15 protein-coding genes and 1 tRNA gene are annotated in these 18,701 nt (G+C 49.1%); 10 read left to right on the top strand and 6 right to left on the bottom strand.

Annotated elements, in window-relative coordinates:
- Window positions 1–300: 300 nt before the first annotated feature.
- On the bottom strand, window positions 301–744 hold the full coding sequence (locus ACJMNB_RS04790) for a hypothetical protein (protein ID WP_405339524.1): 444 nt from the start codon (window positions 742–744) through the stop codon (window positions 301–303).
- A gap of 457 nt (window positions 745–1,201) precedes the next feature.
- Between ACJMNB_RS04790 and murC the strand changes: the two genes are divergently transcribed.
- Window positions 1,202–2,617 (top strand): UDP-N-acetylmuramate--L-alanine ligase, encoded by a 1,416-nt coding sequence (gene murC, locus ACJMNB_RS04785; protein WP_405339522.1) that lies wholly within the window; start codon window positions 1,202–1,204, stop codon window positions 2,615–2,617.
- A gap of 204 nt (window positions 2,618–2,821) precedes the next feature.
- On the opposite strand, the gene ACJMNB_RS04780 is transcribed toward murC, so the two are convergent.
- The 3 genes from ACJMNB_RS04780 to ACJMNB_RS04770 all read right to left on the bottom strand — a co-directional run bounded on the left by ACJMNB_RS04780 (window position 2,822) and on the right by ACJMNB_RS04770 (window position 6,415).
- Window positions 2,822–3,844, bottom strand: a complete 1,023-nt coding sequence (locus ACJMNB_RS04780) for an agmatine deiminase family protein (RefSeq protein WP_405339520.1) — start codon at window positions 3,842–3,844, stop codon at window positions 2,822–2,824.
- A gap of 60 nt (window positions 3,845–3,904) precedes the next feature.
- Window positions 3,905–4,771 carry a carbon-nitrogen hydrolase gene (locus tag ACJMNB_RS04775; RefSeq protein ID WP_405339518.1) on the bottom strand — a complete coding sequence of 289 codons (867 nt, stop codon included), beginning with the start codon at window positions 4,769–4,771 and terminating at the stop codon, window positions 3,905–3,907.
- 102 nt (window positions 4,772–4,873) lie between these two features.
- Complete coding sequence (locus tag ACJMNB_RS04770; protein WP_405339516.1) at window positions 4,874–6,415, bottom strand: DUF2914 domain-containing protein; 1,542 nt, start codon at window positions 6,413–6,415, stop codon at window positions 4,874–4,876.
- Window positions 6,416–6,914: 499 nt separating this feature from the next.
- Here ACJMNB_RS04770 and ACJMNB_RS04765 point away from each other — a divergent pair, with 499 nt between their 5' ends.
- The 9 genes from ACJMNB_RS04765 (at window position 6,915) to ACJMNB_RS04725 (ending at window position 18,148) form a co-directional block, all read left to right on the top strand.
- Entirely contained in the window at window positions 6,915–8,441 is a 1,527-nt protein-coding gene (locus tag ACJMNB_RS04765; protein ID WP_405339514.1) for a T9SS type A sorting domain-containing protein, read from the top strand.
- A 137-nt stretch (window positions 8,442–8,578) separates the two neighbouring features.
- Entirely contained in the window at window positions 8,579–9,829 is a 1,251-nt protein-coding gene (locus ACJMNB_RS04760) for a putative DNA modification/repair radical SAM protein (RefSeq protein WP_405339512.1), read from the top strand.
- Between the two features lie 4 nt (window positions 9,830–9,833).
- Window positions 9,834–10,589 (top strand): TIGR03915 family putative DNA repair protein, encoded by a 756-nt coding sequence (locus ACJMNB_RS04755; protein ID WP_405339510.1) that lies wholly within the window; start codon window positions 9,834–9,836, stop codon window positions 10,587–10,589.
- Window positions 10,590–10,689: 100 nt separating this feature from the next.
- On the top strand, window positions 10,690–12,312 hold the full coding sequence (locus ACJMNB_RS04750) for a cellulase family glycosylhydrolase (RefSeq protein ID WP_405339508.1): 1,623 nt from the start codon (window positions 10,690–10,692) through the stop codon (window positions 12,310–12,312).
- A 145-nt stretch (window positions 12,313–12,457) separates the two neighbouring features.
- Entirely contained in the window at window positions 12,458–13,873 is a 1,416-nt protein-coding gene (locus ACJMNB_RS04745; protein ID WP_405339506.1) for a GGDEF domain-containing protein, read from the top strand.
- Entirely contained in the window at window positions 13,870–15,276 is a 1,407-nt protein-coding gene (locus tag ACJMNB_RS04740; protein WP_405339504.1) for a GGDEF domain-containing protein, read from the top strand. Before ACJMNB_RS04745 ends, ACJMNB_RS04740 begins: the two co-directional genes overlap by 4 nt.
- Before the next feature lie 229 nt (window positions 15,277–15,505).
- Entirely contained in the window at window positions 15,506–16,345 is an 840-nt protein-coding gene (locus ACJMNB_RS04735) for a TIGR02147 family protein (protein WP_405339502.1), read from the top strand.
- Window positions 16,338–17,651 (top strand): carboxypeptidase-like regulatory domain-containing protein, encoded by a 1,314-nt coding sequence (locus ACJMNB_RS04730; RefSeq protein WP_405339500.1) that lies wholly within the window; start codon window positions 16,338–16,340, stop codon window positions 17,649–17,651. Before ACJMNB_RS04735 ends, ACJMNB_RS04730 begins: the two co-directional genes overlap by 8 nt.
- Before the next feature lie 11 nt (window positions 17,652–17,662).
- Window positions 17,663–18,148 (top strand): PAS domain S-box protein, encoded by a 486-nt coding sequence (locus tag ACJMNB_RS04725; RefSeq protein ID WP_405339499.1) that lies wholly within the window; start codon window positions 17,663–17,665, stop codon window positions 18,146–18,148.
- Window positions 18,149–18,252: 104 nt separating this feature from the next.
- Here ACJMNB_RS04725 and ACJMNB_RS04720 read toward each other — a convergent pair whose 3' ends face one another.
- Both ACJMNB_RS04720 and ACJMNB_RS04715 read right to left on the bottom strand, forming a co-directional pair.
- Entirely contained in the window at window positions 18,253–18,564 is a 312-nt protein-coding gene (locus ACJMNB_RS04720) for a hypothetical protein (protein WP_073054417.1), read from the bottom strand.
- Window positions 18,565–18,589: 25 nt separating this feature from the next.
- Window positions 18,590–18,674, bottom strand: a tRNA-Ser gene (locus ACJMNB_RS04715).
- Between the last annotated feature and the right edge of the window lie 27 nt (window positions 18,675–18,701).

Raw genomic sequence — 18,701 nt, 5'->3', positions numbered from 1 at the left:
GCTTCTTCCGCGTTGTAGCCTTTCATTTTTTCCGTAATGAAAAAGGGGGTGTTTTCTTAATACTCATATAGTCACATTTCTTCAATTAACCTAAAATGGGCTGATTTGTTTATGTACTGAGAAAAGAGGGAATCTTGTTTTGATCTCGGCTCATAAAGAGCCCCTATAAGATGCTGTGGAAGCTCCGCTGCACAGGATGCGCCGATTCACGCAGAAATGACACAGATCCCGACAAGCTGGGGCGGCACCATGTAGGCATAAAAATTCAGGCTCCGGCGGAATCCGTCGGGGCCTTCTCTATTATTCCTTGACTCCCATCAAGTAGTCAACCTTTTTCCGACCGTAAGTGGTATACAAGAACAGCAGGTACTTATCGAGATCGGTTGACACGTACTGGGGTTCGTCATCGTCATCGAGGAAATTCTCACCCCTGCATGAGACGTTTTCGTCGTCCTCAAGTAGAGTACAGTCGTCTATTTCGTACGCAAACCATTTCTGATTCGTGACCCTCATCTGGACGCTGGTCATCCACTTCATCCACCTTCCAGCTCGTCCTGACCTTCCGCAGAACTGCACTATGTTGCGACGCTGCACCGAGTCAGCAAACGTGCCGACGTCGTGGATTATACAGCGACAACCCGATATGCCTGTAACGACATATTTCTCTACCTGGCGGCAGTCTATCGGGCCATCGGCCATTGCAACCCCTGCCAGTGCGGCAACTAATGCAAGTATCTTACGCATATTTTGAAATTTAGCAAAATCCAGCCAAGTTAATATGCATGTGGACTAATTTAATTAGGGATGAAGCCCTATATTTTGAAATCCGGTGTCCCGCCTATGCAGAATCTTTGGTTTTATTTCGGCTCATAAAGAGCTCCTATAAGATCTACTTTTTGAATAAACCTTTATTTATGCGGGCTCGCAAGCGTTTTTACGCAGAAAAAAAGAAATATTGGATGTTTTCCTGAGTTTTGGGCCATTCTTTCGAAGCCTAGGTGTTGCCGAAATGGCTGTATATTCATTGGCCTACTACCGCAGTTGGTTGCTGAAAGATGATTGCTTCAATGGAAAATGAGCGACAGGATGCAAGGTTTTACTACATTGGCACTCCTATGGAGTGCTTTTAGTTTGGCTCAATCATGGCAATTTAAACAAGTTTTAATTGCCGCGATGTTCGCCTTATACTAAATTTCCTAGCATGGAATCTTACTTTTTTATCGGTGTTGCGGGCGTAGGCATGAGTGCCATTGCCCAGTATCTTGTTGGCAAGGGTGTTTCTATTAGCGGTTCGGACCGCCAGTTTGGAGCGGCAGAAAAGCCTCTCGTCATGAACCAGCTGGAAGAATGTGGCGTCAAGTGCTTTCCGCAGGATGGCTCGGGCGTCGTAGAGGGCTTGAATGCGGTGGTCGTGAGTACCGCTATCGAAGACACAAATCCGGACCTCAAGCGCGCCAAGGAGCTGGGAATCCCGGTGATGCACCGCAGCGAAATGCTTGCGAAGATTTCTAAAGAAGCGAAGACGATCGCTGTCAGCGGTACCAGCGGAAAATCCACCGTAACCGCCATGATTTATCATATTTTGCAGTATGCGGGTCTCCAGCCGTCGGTGATGACAGGTGCTGGCCTCGTGAATCTGCAAAAAGAAGGCAAAATCGGTAACGCCGTCAGCGGCAAGGGCGAATGGCTCGTGGTCGAAGCTGACGAAAGCGATGGAACGCTGGTCCGTTACGAACCTGAAATCGGCTTGATTTTGAATGTGGACAAGGACCACAAGGAAATGAATGAACTTCAGGAAATCTTCCTCAAGTTCAGCCACAACATCCTGGATAACGGCAAGATTCTGATTGTGAACGACGCGCACCCGCTGGCAAAGAAGTTCAGCGCCGGTCGCGAATTCGACTTTGGTTTTGAAAACTATGTGGGCGTGCAGGGTACGGACTTCAAGTCTGTCGGCACCTCCATCCAGTTCCGCGTTCGCCATCAGGCAGAACTCGTGAAGTTCGTGGTTCCGCTCCCGGGCAAGCACAATATGGAAAATGCGCTGGCCGCAACGGCTGCCGCCCTCCGCGCGGGCGTCACATTGCATACTTGCGCCGACGCCCTTGCGACATTCCCCGGCGTGTTTCGCCGTCACCAGATTCTTGGAACCTTTAACGGCGTGACTCTCGTGGACGACTTCGCCCACAACCCGGCTAAAATTGCCGCCAGCATCAAGAGCGCCCAGGACTTTACCGATGGCCGCGTCATCGCCTGGTTCCAGCCTCACGGCTTTGGCCCCACGCGATTCCTCCGCAAGGACTTGGTGGAATTCATCGCGAAGACGCTCCGCCCGAAGTCCATTGACGACGACCGCGAAAACGACGTGATGTTCTTCAGCGAAATCTACTATGCCGGCGGCACCGTCACCCGCGACATCAGCGCCGGTGACCTTGCTGACGACCTAATTCTCAAGGGCTGCGAAGCCATCTACATCGAGAACCGCAACGAATGCGCCGAGAAGATGGTCGAATACGCCCAGCCCGGCGACACCATCCTCTTAATGGGAGCGCGTGATCCGAGTTTGCAATCGTATGCACAATATGTGCAGAAACTCCTCGAAGACGAGACAATGTAAATCTTCTAAATAAAAAACTGCGATTTTCAAGTCGCAGTTTTTTTTGTTGTGAGGACTGATAGATAAAGTGAAGAAATGTTCTTCATCGACAAGGTCCTGACTGCGTTGGCCAGGGAAGGGGAGGGTGCAGGGAGGGGGCCGGGCGGCCTTCGCAACTCTGAGCAAGGGCCCCTCCCGCATTTTAAAAGGTTTTAGGATTTTCTCCTAAAGACTTTCGTGCTTACTCATGCAATGCAAACTACCGCCCTCTTCAATCACCGTGCGGCAATCCAAAGCAATCACCTTTAGGTTGGGGTACACGCTTTCGAAATAGCGCTTGGCGACAGCATCGTTCGGCGACTTGTACTTCGGGAAAATCAATGCGCCATTGGCGTAAATGAAATTCATGTACGAAGCAGGCAAAATCTGCCCGTCATCAAGCTTGCGCTGCGGCGGCAAAGGCAAAGTATCCACCTTGGCCTTGCTGCCATAATGGCTCTTGAGCCAGGTTTCAATCAAGTACTTTGCTTCTGTCAGAATAATATTGTTCGGAGAGCGCTTGTCGGTGGCTTCGCACATCACAATGCGATCCTTAGACACGAAACGCGCCACGTTGTCGATATGGCCGTCAGTATGATCGCCGTGCAAACCGTGGGGGAGCACCAGCATGTCGCGGAGCCCGAAGGCCTTGCAAAGCGCCTTGACAACCTTCTTCAAATCCTTGTCGTCATTGCGGTTCTTGCCAATCAAGCAATCCAGAGTGGTAATGCCGAGACCGTCACCGTTGACTTCAATCGCACCGCCTTCAAAAATGTAGGGAACGCTGGTCACCAGCGGATAACCCGTCTTTGCGGCAACAGCTTCGGGAACCTTGTTGTCGGCACCGAAGGGAGGGAACTTTGCACCCCAAGCGTTAAACACCGTCTGCGCAATCACGGTCTTTGCACCCTTCTTCAAGAAGAACGGACCGTAGTCACGAATCCAGATATCGTTGTTCTTGATGACAATGATATTGGCCGGAAAGGGGCGATCGGCGAGGTAAGACTTTTCGCTTTCGCTAAAGAACTTCTGGCAGGGAATAATCACATTCACCGGCTGAAATTCCGTAATCGTACGGATTAGCTTCAAGTAGAATTCACGGATTTTGACAGCGCGTTCGCCGTACCAGTTCTTAGGATTGTGGGGGAAAGCCAGCCAAGTGGCTGCCTGCGGTTCCCATTCAGCGGGGTATCTCAAATTATTTGCCATACAAAAGATTCTTTAGATTCTTCGACTACACTTCGTTTCGCTCAGAATGACACTATGGGATCATTTTTCGCACCAGATTTTCAGGATGTCGCCATAAAGGTCTACGCGGCGATCGCGGAAATGCGGCCACCAGCGGCGATTTTCTTCGGTTTCCTTCAGGTCAATTTCCACAATGCTTGCGCCCAGGAAATCGGTATCGCACTTGTGAATCAAATAACCATCGGGAGCCGCCACAAAAGAGGTGCCCCAAAAGGTGAGTTCACCTTCGGTACCGATACGGTTGGCCGAAAGCACGAAGGTTCGGTTCGCAATGGCATGACCACGCATTACCGTCACCCAGCTGTCCTGCTGGCGCGGGTAAATTTCGGCAGGTTCAGACTTCATCCAGCCAATGGCGGTGGGGTAAATCAGAATGTCAGCGCCCTTCAGGCTCATGATTCGGGCTGCTTCGGGGAACCACTGGTCCCAGCAAATCAGCACGCCAAGCGTGCCGGCAGAGGTCTTGATCGGTTCAAAACCCGTGTCGCCCGGAATGAAGTAGTACTTCTCGTAGAAAGCCGGATCATCGGGAATGTGGCTCTTGCGGTAAAGACCGGCAATGCTTCCGTCGCGTTCAAACACAAAGGCACTGTTATGGTAAATGCCACGGGCCCGCTTTTCAAAGAACGGGAACACGATAACAGCATTGATTTCCTTGGCAATGCCCTGCCACTGCTTAACAATGGGGCTATCCTTTTCGATGGCCATGTCAAAGAAGTCGGCATTTTCTTCGAACGGAAAATACGGCGTATGGAACATTTCGGGGAGAACGACCAGGTCGATTCCCTTGCCCTTAAGCGCCAGCGCCTGTTCAACGTACCATTGATTATTGCTTTCGGGATTCCCCGTCCACTTGCCCTGCAGGGTTGCTGTCTTGATTTTGTTCATGTTCCAAATTTAGATTATTATTGTTCAACTTCAAGAACCAATAGTCTTCACTATTGATAGAACTCGCGTTTAGAATCGGGTCATTTTCCGGATCGATCATAATCACCTCAATGTATCGCGGACAAAGCCATCTTCAGATGCTCCATCAAAGACTTCAAAGGTTCCCGAGCCGATAACGGCACCGTTCTTGTAGGCAACTTCCACACGGTATTTGCCAGGCGGAACGTTTTTCTTGCGGGTAAAGGTCCTAAAGCCCGATTCACGACCGCCGTTGATGGTCATGCGGCTAGAAGAAATGCGGTCAATAAGGGAATATTTCCCGGTAGAGGGATTCTGGTAATACCACAGGTATTCCAGTTCGGCCTTCAGCTTTGCCGGGGCATAGACCGAGGCCAAGAAATACACATCGGAGGAATCTACATGATGAACGCTGGGAATTTTAAGACCCACCATCTGCAAGAAACTCGGGTCGTCGATATCGCAGCTAAAGCTGGCCTTGTCAAAATTCTGGCAGGCAATCTTTTGCTTGAGAACCAAGGGTACCGGCGGCACCCAGTTCATAATGTAGGCTACCACCAAAAGAATGCTGATAAGGGCCGGAGCCACCAAGATGCCCTTTTTACGGTGCGAAATTTTCCAGATGAAAACGCACATTCCGAAAGAAAGCAGGGTACTCAAGAAGAACCAGATGAACCCGATGCGGTGAACCAGGTGCGGAATGGCAAAGTTCATGAACATGGTTCCCAGCAGGCAGAAGAACGCCAGACTTATTCCGAAACTTTCGTACTTCTTTTGCAGGAATTCATTACCCACAAGGAGAATGGCAAGCAAAATCACCAGCAAGAAAGAGGCGAGGGAACCGCTACTCTTAAAATAGCACACCACAAGGGCACTGAAGAGACCACCGAAGCAGAACTGCACGGCCCAGGTAAAACGCTGTTTCCAGGTTTCGCTCCATTCACGATCCAAGAAACGGTGACGAACCACGATGGCGTTTTCGGGGATAGCCGTGGATTCGTACCCCACGTTCTTTGCCAACTTGGAGGCAGCTCCCTTTGCTTTGACTGCAGCATCTTTTGCCTGGGCAGAAGCCAGTGCGGCGGCCTTAGCGGCAGCTTCCTTAGCCTCGAGCGCAGCACGGTTTGCTGCTTGGGCTGCGGCGACTTTTGCCTTGTCGGTAGCCTTGGCCGCTATCTGCGAAGCCCTGTTCCTGAACCTAGAGGTGAACGTCGTTTCACCAACATCTTTAGGCTGGTCTTCTTCGACTTCGGATTCAATTGGCGCAACCGATTCCTGAACAGGGGTTTCGGGAATCTCTTTTTCAGCAACAACGGCAGTCGAAACCTTCGCTGCAGCAGGCGCTTTAGCTGATTTCTGCTTTTTAGGCTTAGGCTGAGCACTGGCCAGAGCCTGCAACCGTTCGGTAGTCCAGCCTTCAGGGTGTTCCAGCTGGGCCGAAAGCAAGAGAACCAAAATGAGCGCACCAGTATAATAGGCCAATAAAATCAAAATATCCGTGCCATAAACCATTTGGCCCAGGGTTATGGAATCCCATGCGAAACCACCTAAAAAGGCAATTGCCGGGAAAAACTTTTCAATTTTTTGAACAGCGGGCTTTTCCCGCAATTTATTCACGAATTCCATGCCCATAAAATAAAAAAAATAAAGCTCACAGGCTAATGTCTGCCGAAGACTCTAGCAAAGCTTCTCAAAAGTTTCTAGTTTTTCACAAAATCGAAGATTCATTCGCGAAATTGAGGTGGAAATCTTGAAAAAACTGATTTCATTGGCAATAGTATTGTTCTTTGCGGTGACCGCCGCTGCCCAAAATTATGCTTCGGAAACGATCCAGCAAACTGTTCTGAAAGGCCACCTTGAACAGACCGTGATTGCTGGCGAAAATATTGAGACCATTCAAATTCTGTATGAAAATACTGGCTTCGCAGAGAATTACGATCCTGAATATAAAGAAGGATCGACCAAGTTGACTGATAATTTTGGCTTGACGAAAAGGTGGACTAAAGGCCCTATTTGTGAAATTTCTGGACAGATGAGGGATGATATTGTCGCCGGTACGTACAATGCTTATATCGTAGTCAAAGATACAGCTGGAAAATTTTTCAAGACAGAACTAACATTTATAGTGGAAGAAAAACCGCTCCCTCCGATTTCTTTAGAGTTGAGTAATCGTAGCGGTGAAGCGGACCAGAATGTCGAGGCTGGCAAATCTATTACGCCTATCGTTTTCGATTATAAGGGAATAACAAGTTACAGTGTGAGCGGACTCCCGTCTGGACTTACTTATATTATTGATGAAGCAAATCAAATAATCTTGATTACCGGTACTGTAGATAAAGATATAATGTCCGGTGATTATGAATACAAAGTCACTGTAGAGAATGATGCCGGTGGTACTGCTAGCCAAACAGGAAAGATTTCCGTGACAGGCGGCGAGGGTAAGACTGATATAGAAATTTTTGAAAACGGAGAACAGAAGGTTGTGGCGGGCAATGAGATTAAACCGGTTGTGTTCCTGTTTAAAAATGTCCGTGTCGATGAAAACTTGAGTGCTTTTAAAACAGATGAAGGGACTTTAAAAGGAAAGTTTAAGTATAGTGTAGAAGGTGATAAGTTGACCGTGAGTGGAACCGTCGATGAAAACATGCAGGATGGTTCATACTCGATAAAGATTATCGTAAAGGGCGAAAACAACTGTGATACTGCTTTTGCTTCGGTTGAAGTGTCTCATAAGCCTGTCGTGACGAAGATTACTGTAATTAAAAATGAATCGCAGAAGGTGACTGCTGGCGATTCTATTAAGCCAATAGTTTTCTATAAAGAACACGCTCTGGAACTAGTACTCCCGAATTTTCCGGGCGGTTACGAGCGTATGGAAAAGAATGATACGGTGACTATTATTGGGCTGATTCAAGAAGGTTCAAAGGGACTGCATGATATTGTACTTTCTGTCATTGGTCCCGAAAATCAAGCGACAGCCAAAGCAACGATTGAAGTAATTCCAGCGACTATGACATTTGATCTCGTTGAAGGGAGCGATAATCAAACGGTTGTTGCAGGCCAAGACATTACTCCGATAGTTTATCAGTACAGCCACATGTATTCTGTGAAGGGAACTCTCCCCGCTAATTTAAAGGTGGAACAGGATAAAGGGAAAAAGCAAGTTAAGATTTATGGAACAATTAATCCTGAATCGGCTACCTATGAATATACTTATACGCTTGAATTGACGGATTATTATGAAAATACGAAGACTGTAACGGGCAAGATTAATGTCGTTTCCAAGGAACAGAGCAGTTCCTCTGCTGTGGAACCTTCTTCTAGCAGTGCAGCAAGTTCGTCTTCCACAGAAGAAGTAAGTTCATCTTCCGCAGAAGAATCCTCTTCTAGCGAAGAATATACGACAAACATCGTTGCCGCCAAGCCCAGTTTTGAATTTGGCTACACCAACAACGAACTGTCTGTCGTACTGCCGACACCCGCCATGGTTCGCGTGCAGGTATTCGACCTGATGGGTCATGTGGTAGAAACCTTCGCCGAATCGGTGGTTTCTTCCAAGAACTTTAACCTCGCACACCTGAACCAGGGCAACTACGTGGTGCGTATCGAAAGCGACCGCTATGCCCGTACGGCCAAAATCAGCGTGAAATAATCAAAAATACAAGCCTTTGGCATGGAAAAATAAGACCCTTCGGGGTCTTATTTTTTTTGTACACTCTCACTTGCTTTTTTGTGCAGTTATACTTATATTTAGTGAACAAAGGTGCAACTAAACAAAAAGGCAATAAAATGGACATTCGTGAAAAGCTGAATATTCTTTCGGCGGCAGCCAAGTACGATGTGTCGTGTTCCTCGAGCGGGTCCAAGCGACAAGCGCCCCAAGGTGGGTTGGGGAGTGCCTGTAGCGCAGGCATTTGCCATACCTGGTCTTCTGACGGGCGGTGCATTTCGCTTCTGAAAGTGCTCATGAGCAACGCCTGCAAGTATGATTGCGCCTATTGCATCAACCGTCGAAGCAACGATATTCCGCGGGCGACATTCACGCCTAAGGAACTCATCAACCTAACGCTGGAATTCTACCGCCGTAACTATATCGAAGGCCTTTTCTTGAGTTCTGCGGTGGTAGGCACGCCTGACCGCACCATGGAAATGCTGATTCAAGTAGCCAAGGAACTGCGCACGGTCCATAAATTCGGCGGATACATTCACTTGAAGGCAATTCCCGGAGCAAGCCGCGAACTCTTGTACCAGGCAGGGCTTTATGCCGACCGCAGCAGCGTGAATATCGAGATTCCTACCGATAGGGCACTACAATACCTAGCTCCCGAAAAAAATCACGCCTCCATTATGACGCCCATGAACTTCCTTGCCGAAAAGAAATTGGAATACAAGGCGGACCATTCCCGCTATTCGCCCAAGTTCTTGCCGGCAGGGCAAAGCACCCAAATGATTGTAGGAGCGGCGGGGGAGTCGGACTTGCAAATTCTGACCCTTTCCAACAGATTCTACAAGCAACAGCAAATGAAGCGCGTGTATTTTTCGGGCTATGTACCGATCAACGCCGACAAGCGCCTACCCGCACTCACGACAAAGCCGCCTCTGCTTCGCGAACACAGGCTTTATCAGGCCGACTGGCTCATGCGATTCTACAAGTTCGGTTATGACGAGGTGGTCGATGATGCTCATCCGAATCTGGACTTGGAACTAGACCCTAAGGCAGCCTGGGCCTTGCGTCACCCGGAATTTTTCCCCATCGACATTCAAACTGCCGACTACGAAATGCTCCTGCGGGTGCCGGGCATCGGCGTAAAATCGGCCCAATTGATTGCTTCGGGGCGCAGATTCTCTAAAATCAGGCTAGAACACCTGAAAAAGATGGGTGTGGTGCTTAAGCGGGCGCAATACTTCATTTACCACCCGGATACTCCAGCTTGTTTGCGCAGGCTTTATCCTGAAATGGTTCGGCCTTTGCTGCTGCCCAAGCCCCAGCCGCAGCAACTCGACCTATTCTCCAATCAACCTTTAGCGTTACCGGCGTAAAATCATGCTTTCCATTTCATACGATTCTACATTCGACGGATTCTTGAGCGCGGTTTTCGAGATTTACCGCCAACATTTAGATGTGGGCGAATTTCATGGTGACCGCAGTACCGCCCCGTGCGACCTGTTTTCGCAGCCCTTCCGCATCGAAACATCCGAAGAAGAAGCGGCCAGACTCAAGCGGGCTATCGAAAACTACGCCAGCGCCGAAATCCTGGAGCTTTTGCATGTGGCCTTCCGCTCCGAAGAAGAAGGCATCGAGATGAAGATTCTTGCCTACCTTCGCAAAGTATTTGATGGCAAAGACCCGAATTATGCCAAGAACCCCACTTCCGACGAAATGCTCCCGCTGTTCATGACGGCGCGGGCCGTACGGCACGAGGCCGGCGGCATGCTGGGCCTCGTACGCTTCAGCAAGACCTCCGACGGCACCTATTTTGCCGAAATTGAGCCAAAATACGACATTTTGGACCTGATTGTAGGGCATTTTCGAGGACGATTCGCCAACGAAAAATGGGCTATTTACGACTCCAAGCGCGGCTACGGAGTGTACTACGCGGGGCATCAACTGGCAGAAATCACCATCCCGAACCTTGCGGACGTCACAAAAACCACGCCTCCCGACGAAATGGTACGGCTCTGGCAAGACTACTACAAGTCCATCGCCATCAAGGAACGCGAGAACCCTCGCCTTTTAAAACGATGTCTTCCGGTGTATTACTGGAAGCACCTGCCCGAAAGGCAATTTTCCCGCTGTTGAAGTCATTCCAACCATTTTTGTGTGATTTTTCAAAAAAAATACCCTTGTTGATATAAATAATTGTATTTTTCCATTGAAATAAAATGGAGATTGAGTTGTTATGAACATGGTTTCGGCCAAACCAGGATTTTTTGTTCAGGATCGTTTTTTATATAGCAAGGATAACGAAAAGGTCATTCTTCGTGGTGTCAACCACATGTTTATTTGGACAGACCGCGAAGGAAAGACGATTCCCGAAATAGCCAAGACGGGCGCCAACTGCGTCAGAATCGTATGGAATACCCGCGGCCGGGTCAGCGACCTGGACAACATCATTGTACAGTGCATTTCCAACGGAATGATTCCCATTCCCGAAATCCATGATACCACCGGCAACTGGGAACGCTTGAGCGAAGCTGTCGATTTCTGGCTCCGTGAAGAAACGGTGCAGATGATTTCTAACCATCAGCAGTACCTGATTCTGAACATCGGTAACGAACCGGGCGCAGAATCTAAGTCCGCAGACGAGTTCTTTACCGTCTACAATTCCATTGTCACCAGGATGCGTGCCGCCAACATTCGCATTCCCTTGATGATTGACGCGGACCAGTGGGGACAAAGCGAAAAGAACTTGCTGAAGGTTGGCCCCAAGCTTTTGCAGGCCGACCCGGAACACAACCTATTGTTCTCGCTCCACATGTGGTGGCCGACAGAACGCCATGACCCCAAGGCTACAGGTTATGCAACGGTCCAGGACCGCATTCGCGGCGTACTCGAAGCATCCGTCGAGAAGAACCTACCCTTGATCGTTGGCGAATTCGCTCCCGTGGCCGCTGGCGACGTGAGGGAAATCCCGTACAAATTCATCATGTCCGAAGCCGAACGTCTGAGTATCGGCTGGCTCGCCTGGAGCTGGGGCCCGGGTAACTTCGACAGCCCCGAAATGGACATGACCGTCCATAGTTCCTTTAATACCCTGGTGGGCTGGGGCAAGGATGTCTGCGTCGACAACCCCAACGGCATCCAGAATACCAGCGTCATTCCCACCTTCATTCAAGAAAAGAACTTCGATACAGGCTCCCAGGCAATCGGTGCCAACCTGATCCAGAACGGTGAATTCTCGGGCGAAGAACCCCTGGCCAACTGGCAGGTGGACTTCTGGGGCGGCAAGGCCGACGTCAAGGTTACCGACGGCGTTGTCCGCTTCGATATCAAGAAAGCCGGCAAGGAATCCTGGAACCTGCAGTTCAAGCAAAAGCTTTCGCTCCGCGAAGGAGTCACCTACATTTTCAGCATGCGAGCCAAGGCTGACAAGCCCCGCACCCTGAACGTAAATATCAAGCGCGATTCCGAAGAATACACTCCGTATGCCAACGGCCGTATTCTGGACTTGAGCACCAGCTGGCAGAGCTTTAGCTGGAAGTTCACCATGAAGGAAGATTCCGACATGGAAGCCCTGCTGATTTACGATATGGGGGGAGTGCCCATTTCTTGGGAACTCAGCGATATTTCCCTTGTGCAGGCCCGCAGCGTAGAAGACCGCCTTAACCGCACCTTCCAGCGCAACGTCCAGAAGAATTCCGGCTACTTTAACGCCCCGAACACCCCCTGGGAGTTGCATCTGTACTCTACCAAGGGCGAACTTTTGGAAGTCCTTGACAAGGGGCATGGCGGCGAGGGCATGCGCCAGTACCCGAAGATCGAACGCAGCGGCATCATGGTGGTGAAGGACCTTACCAAATAACCACCACTCCCGTGAATATTCCAACTTGAAATAAAAAAAGTCTTATTTTTTTTACAACCAAAGCACTTTTTCTTTGAAAAAGTGCTATTATAATACTCAAAGAAGGAAAAATTCTCTAGCGTAATACGCGGTGGAGGGATGTTATATGGATTTACAGGAATATGTCAATCAATTCGATTCGATGACCTGTATTATGTCTGTCGAAAAAAATCCCGATGGGAGCAACGGGAAAATCAGAATCGAAGTGGGTAACAAAGCCTATCTATCCACTTTCGAGCAACAGTCCAATTCACCTGCCATGATGAATGGGGGAAAAGGCTTCGTCCCAGGCCTCGAATACACGGCTTATCTACCGAGAGATTTGAATTTCGAACATTTTATTTGTGCTAGCGCTGTCGACAAGAAGCCCATGCACGCCTATATCCATCCGGACCGATTCCCGGTGTGGTTCAACATTTTTAGTCTGCCGTTAAACATCGACGACCCCCATAAGTGCTACTGTACCTACACCCAGGAACTCTCTGCCGAGGCCAATACGGAACAGATGGCCAATTTGTCAGCAGAGACGGCTTCGAAAGTTTTGCAGACCTGTATCAAGCTTCGCAGTTCCAAAAATTTCTTGAAAACCATGGATGAAATCATCCGTGATATTCGCGTTGCTTGCAAGGCAAGCTATTGCTGTGTCATGCTTACAGATTTCAAGGAAAAGACTTGCAGTCTTCTTAGCGAAGACATTGCCGTAGGCGTGCCGCAACATTCTCTCAAGAATTTCTTGGACGACTCCTTTATTGAATACGCCAAGTCTTGGCTCGAAACCATTGACGGAAGCAATTGCCTGGTTATTCGCAATGCTGACGACATGGACGAAATCAAACGACGTAACCCCAACTGGTACAGATCTTTGAAAAGCGCTGAAGTAGACAGCATTGTCCTCTTCCCGCTTCACTACAACAGTGAAACGGTCGGCTTTATTTGGACTACCAACTTCGATACAAAGGATACCGATCAAATCAAGGAAACTCTTGAACTTACAACCTTCTTCATTGCTTCTGAAATAGTAAACTATCAACTATTACAGCGCCTTGAAATGCTAAGTTCGACGGACTTGTTAACAGGAGTCTTGAACCGCAACGCCATGAATAACCGAGTTCTTCGCATGGTGACCGGTCGGGAACGTGCCCCTCAAACCATCGGCATTGTCTTTGCCGACTTGAATGGGCTTAAGCCGGTTAACGACAAGGAAGGGCATAATGCGGGGGACTGCCTGCTTAAAGAAGCCGCCTTGATTCTCAAATTGACGTTCGAAGGTTGTGAAATTTACCGCGCCGGTGGCGATGAATTCGTGATTGTAGCCCTTGACAAGCCCAAAAATGAACTCGAAAAGCATGTCGAAAAGCTTCGCCGGGATTCTCTGGATCCAGAAAATGTTAGTTTTGCTATAGGTTTTTATTACGACGACAAGGGCGGCGATATTCGTGCAGCTATGCGTGAGGCAGACGCCCTCATGTACGAAGATAAAAAACACTTCTATGAGCGCTTCCCGGACTCGAGGAGAAAATGAAAAAAGAAGAATTGCAAAAATTCGTTGAATCGTTCCCGACCATGACGAGCGTTCTATCGGTAGAAAAGCGTACCGATGGAAGTATCGGGACAATCCGTATTGAAGCGGCTAACCAAGCCTATATCAAGTCCATGGAAAGTCGAGACAACGATGGCAATTCTGTTTTCAGTCAAACGTTTGTTCCTGGCACCAATTACGAACGTTACATGGAAAAGGAACTGAACTTCGAAAAGTTCGTTTACCAGAGTGCCATTCTACAAAGGCCAGTCCACGCTTACATTCGCCCGGAACGCTTTAATTTCTGCATTAATGAATTCTTGATGCCCGTTGACGTCGAAGATGACGAAAAGGGCTATTCCGTGTTTACGCTTGAAATCCAGCCCGAAGAAGACCTGGATACATCAACAAGACTTTCATCTGAAATTTCGCAAAACGTGCTGAAGGCTTGCATCAAGCTGCGCGGATCCAAGGATTTCAAGAAAACCATAGATGAAGTAATTGAAGATGTGCGCACGATTTGTGACGCAAGCACTTGCAGCGTGCTTTTGACAGACTTCAAGGAAAGGACTTGCTCCATTTTGACATGTGCTCGAAAGCCAGACATGCCACCGCTTCCTCTCGATAAGATATTCAACAATGGCTATATCTATATTGCTGAATCCTGGATTGAAACGCTTAAGGGCAGCAACTGTCTGATTATCCAGAACGAAGCGGATATGGATATTATTCGCCAGAGAAACCCGGACTGGCACAAAACGTTGATGGAGGCCGGTGTTGAAAGTCTGGTTCTGTTGCCATTGATGCACAATAATGAATTTATCGGATTCATTTGGACAACCAACTTCGACACCTCCAAGGCTTTGCGCATTAAAGAAACGCTTGAATTGGTGACTTTCTTTATCGCCTCTGAAGTGGCCAGCTACAAGCTAGTGCAGCGCCTGAGATTCTTGAGCAACGAAGATTTGCTGACGGGCGTGAACAACCGTAATGCCATGAACAACAGGGTGCTCCAGTTTGTTGGCGGTGAAGTCAACTATAGAACCATTTCTGTGGTATTCGCAGACTTGAACGGCCTCAAGCCCATCAACGACAACGAAGGCCACAATGCCGGTGACGCCCTCTTGAGGAGCGCCGCGGAAATTCTAAAAGAAACATTCCGCGATTGCGAAATCTACCGTGCCGGCGGCGACGAATTTGTGGTAGTCGCTATCGATATCCCCAAGGATAGTCTTGAAGCCAGAGTTCAAAAGCTCCGCGATAAATCCAAGATCAAGGGTAACGTGAGCTTCGCTATCGGATTCTTCTATGACGAAAAAGCGGGGGATATCCGTAGGGCCATGCGCGAAGCCGATGCCCTCATGTATGAGGACAAGAAGACGAACTACGCCCACAGCCGTGGGTAAAGACACAAGACCGCAGGTCCCATGATACAAGATTTAGCCCTCGAACGATGTCCGAGGGCTTTTTTTGCAGATAATTTTGACTTGAATCATTGTTTTTTGCACGTTTGTATCATAGAAATTTCGCATTTTTCAATAGATTTAAGCAAAATTTCTGCATTTACGAACATTTTTAGATATTTTGTATCATAGACTATTGACTTTGTAACCAAAAGAATATATATTACGAGGTATGAAACCCGTAATGGAATACACAAGCTACCGCGTCTATATTCGCGACTACTATGCCGAGCGCAAAGAGCGCTATGGTTTTACGTGGCGTGATTTCGCGAAGGCCGCAGGGTATTCCTCGCCGGTGTTCCTGAAGCTTGTTTGCGACAGCAAGGCAAACCTGAGCGAGGCGGGCATTGAACGCGTTGCCTCCGCAATGGGACTTGTTGGCGTTGACTTACAGTATTTCCGGCAGCTGGTGGCATTCAACCAGGAAAAGTCCTCTGCCACGAAAAAGAAGATTTTTGCCGAAATGCGCAAGCTTGCCAACGAGAATTCCTTTGCGTTGGTGGGCGAAGACCAATACGATTATTACGGAAGCTGGCTGAACCCGGTTCTCCGCGAAATGGCCCCGCGCCTAGACGGCGCGACACCCGCCCAAATGGCGGGGGAGCTCGTCTTTGACAGCGACGCATCCCATGTAAAAAGCTCTCTCAAATTACTCGAAAAGAACGGTCTTCTGGAAAAAGACGAGCAGGGCCATTATAGCCAAAGCAGCCGCTCCGTGACCACGGGCAATCTTGACGTCACCTCGCTGGCCATTCGCGAAATGCACCGACAGATGGGCGAGCTGGGTGTCCAAAGCCTGGATCAGGTTCCCGTTAACGAACGAGACATTTCAGGCCTTACCATCGGCATTTCCGATAGCGCTTTTGAAAAGATTACGAAAGAAATCGCGGACTTCCGCCGCCGTATCAGCGCCATTGTCATGGAAGATTCCGGCGAAGAACGAGTTTACCGCCTGAACGTGCAGCTATTCCCCCTTACACGCACTTTGCCGAAGGAGGAACGCCATGCTTAAGATATTTAAAATAGCAAGCCGCGTTGAACTTTGGGCAATTGCCTCTGTCGCATTTACCATGTCGGCATGCGGTGTCTTTTGGGCAGGCGGCGTCGACGAAGAAAACAACACCGTTGCAGCAGCAAATCCAAACGGAACTGACCGTAGTACAATTTCTTCGGCCGACAGCCTCATCGCCGGTGTAGACACGTCTTTCTTCAGCGAACAGCCCATCGAAATCGTCCCTCCCCCAAAAACGGCAACACCGATTCAAGTTATCGATACCGATCCTGCCCCTGTATACGAGGGCTCAACGAACCCTCCTACCACCAGCGATACGGAACTTCATAATTTTACAGGTAGGTTGAGCAATGTCGATGGAGAAGCCCTGAATATTACGGTCAAGCTCACCAATGGCGGCAATGTCTCTACCAAAACCGATGTTTCTGGCTACTTCCAGCTAGATGGTTTACCTGTCGGCGTCTATCCGTTAATTGTTTCTTCTGGCAATTCTAACGATGTCGCCTACTTACTGAAGAATTCCTTGACCGACACGGACCTGCTTGGTCCTGTTCCTTCATCGGCAATCACCTCCATAAAGGAATCCGATTTCGAAGAACCCGCTTTACAGAACTTCGACTACGACGATGGTCCTAGCGCAGGAACGCCTGGCCAGCCGCCCGTACCGAATCCGGATCCAGATCCGGAACCGGAGTATTCAAGTTCTTCCGCCCAGATTAGCTATCTAAGCTCCGAATCAGCCGCAATAGCTACAAACGAACTGCCCCATGACATTGACTACGGCGTTCTCTACCGCTGGGAAACAGTCGAAAACGGCTCTACCGAAGAGAACACGAATCAGGAGATCTACTGGTACTCAGAATGGACGGTCGAAGTAAACTTTGAACTGGGCTCTATCGATTCCGAAAACTCCTACCGCAAGAATATCTTCGGAAAATTCACGGGTTCCAATGGCGTATTCGCACTAACAATCATCAACGGAATCTGCGGAACCGAAGCACCTTCCTACGCACTCTTCTCCCTCCGTTACGGAAGCTTCGACTGCCGCGAGGCCGTGATTTCTACGGCCCCAGTCGAAACCGGCAAAAAGGTGTCCCTCACAGGAACCTTTGAGGGACAGATGTTAATGCTGTACAAGGACGGATTCAAGATTGCTCAAAAATATATAGGCTACATGCCCCCGCAAGATTTCAGCACGTCACCGTTTGTATTTGGGGATGAAGAACTGGATTTGAAACTGAAGGATGTGCGATTGGGTGAAAAAGCAATCACTTCAGCAGATGTACTCTACAGGTACTATCAATAAGGAGGCGCACAATGATGAACACTATCGATCTTGCATATTTCGAAGTTAACCAACACGGCCGCCTTCTTAGCGGAAACAGGCGCTTCTGCCGTATGTTCGGCTTCGAACAGTCGGAACTCCCGTGGCATTACGTGACGGACTTGTACCGCTACATAAGCGACTGGGAAAAGTTCCGCAACGACACCGTCAACTCCAGCTTCAACACCCGTATGCGAAATCGTCGCGGGCGCAGCTTCGAGTGCTGTATCGTGCGTGAAATCGTCCAGAATGCCGATGGCGAAATCATTTTCCGCAATACCGTCCGCAGGGTAGGCGAGGGCATCAATGCCGAAAACCAGACGACACCGCTGTCCATGGTCTTCTTGGCCAAGTGCGCCGACTGCGGAGCCCAGATCCGCGTGACCTCTGTCGCCGAGACCAGACTCCGTATGCTCTGCAACCATTGCGCTGCCAAGGCATTCCCGGAGGCTTACTACCGCAAAAGCGCGGAGGTGTAAAGCCGAACGGTCTTAAAAGGGAACGGTCTTAAAAGGGGGAGGAGAAAAAAAGAAAAGCGGCTCACTGAGCCGCTTTTCAATTTTCTTTGCTAAGGTTTCAGCAATTATGCGCCAAAGGCGTCATCAGCTGCTGCAGAAACCTGAGCCACGTTTTCGGAGGTCATTTCCGGTTCGGCAACGGCGACAGCTTCAGCCTGGTCGTTAGCCTTCTTATCGGAAATGGAAAGCTTGCCTTCCTTGAACTTGTACATGGCGATGGTGGTCGGCTTCTTGGTAAGAGTGATGTAACCCTGAGTAGCCTGCTTGTTAACAAAGCGGGCTTCCTGGGCCATCATGACCACTGCGCGGAAAACGGAGCCTTGACATTGTTCGTTTGCGTAAATGTCATCAAGATAGACTCTCTGTTCTTCAGCCATTAAGGTACCTCTGAAAATGTTTTAGAAGAGGGAGAGGGATTCGAACCCTCGTTACCGTGAGGTAAACACGCTTTCCAAGCGTGCGCCTTCAACCACTCGGCCATCCCTCCAGGATGTGCGCCAAATATAGGTTATTC

The sequence above is a fragment of the Fibrobacter sp. genome (genome assembly GCF_045131395.1).
Taxonomy (GTDB): domain Bacteria; phylum Fibrobacterota; class Fibrobacteria; order Fibrobacterales; family Fibrobacteraceae; genus Fibrobacter.
The sequence above is the reverse complement of the archived record's forward strand: the minus strand, read 5'-3'. Positions and strand labels throughout refer to the sequence as shown.

Excerpts from the sequence above, each read along its gene's own strand:
- ACJMNB_RS04750 (WP_405339508.1), top strand. The coding sequence starts at position 10,690 with ATGAACATGGTTTCGGCCAAACCAGGATTTTTTGTTCAGGATCGTTTT.
- ACJMNB_RS04725 (WP_405339499.1), top strand. The coding sequence starts at position 17,663 with ATGATGAACACTATCGATCTTGCATATTTCGAAGTTAACCAACACGGC.
- murC (WP_405339522.1), top strand. The coding sequence starts at position 1,202 with ATGGAATCTTACTTTTTTATCGGTGTTGCGGGCGTAGGCATGAGTGCC.
- ACJMNB_RS04760 (WP_405339512.1), top strand. The coding sequence starts at position 8,579 with ATGGACATTCGTGAAAAGCTGAATATTCTTTCGGCGGCAGCCAAGTAC.
- ACJMNB_RS04730 (WP_405339500.1), top strand. The coding sequence starts at position 16,338 with ATGCTTAAGATATTTAAAATAGCAAGCCGCGTTGAACTTTGGGCAATT.
- ACJMNB_RS04775 (WP_405339518.1), bottom strand. The coding sequence starts at position 4,771 with ATGAACAAAATCAAGACAGCAACCCTGCAGGGCAAGTGGACGGGGAAT.
- ACJMNB_RS04720 (WP_073054417.1), bottom strand. The coding sequence starts at position 18,564 with ATGGCTGAAGAACAGAGAGTCTATCTTGATGACATTTACGCAAACGAA.
- ACJMNB_RS04745 (WP_405339506.1), top strand. The coding sequence starts at position 12,458 with ATGGATTTACAGGAATATGTCAATCAATTCGATTCGATGACCTGTATT.
- ACJMNB_RS04755 (WP_405339510.1), top strand. The coding sequence starts at position 9,834 with ATGCTTTCCATTTCATACGATTCTACATTCGACGGATTCTTGAGCGCG.
- ACJMNB_RS04780 (WP_405339520.1), bottom strand. The coding sequence starts at position 3,844 with ATGGCAAATAATTTGAGATACCCCGCTGAATGGGAACCGCAGGCAGCC.
- ACJMNB_RS04735 (WP_405339502.1), top strand. The coding sequence starts at position 15,506 with ATGAAACCCGTAATGGAATACACAAGCTACCGCGTCTATATTCGCGAC.
- ACJMNB_RS04770 (WP_405339516.1), bottom strand. The coding sequence starts at position 6,415 with ATGGAATTCGTGAATAAATTGCGGGAAAAGCCCGCTGTTCAAAAAATT.
- ACJMNB_RS04790 (WP_405339524.1), bottom strand. The coding sequence starts at position 744 with ATGCGTAAGATACTTGCATTAGTTGCCGCACTGGCAGGGGTTGCAATG.
- ACJMNB_RS04740 (WP_405339504.1), top strand. The coding sequence starts at position 13,870 with ATGAAAAAAGAAGAATTGCAAAAATTCGTTGAATCGTTCCCGACCATG.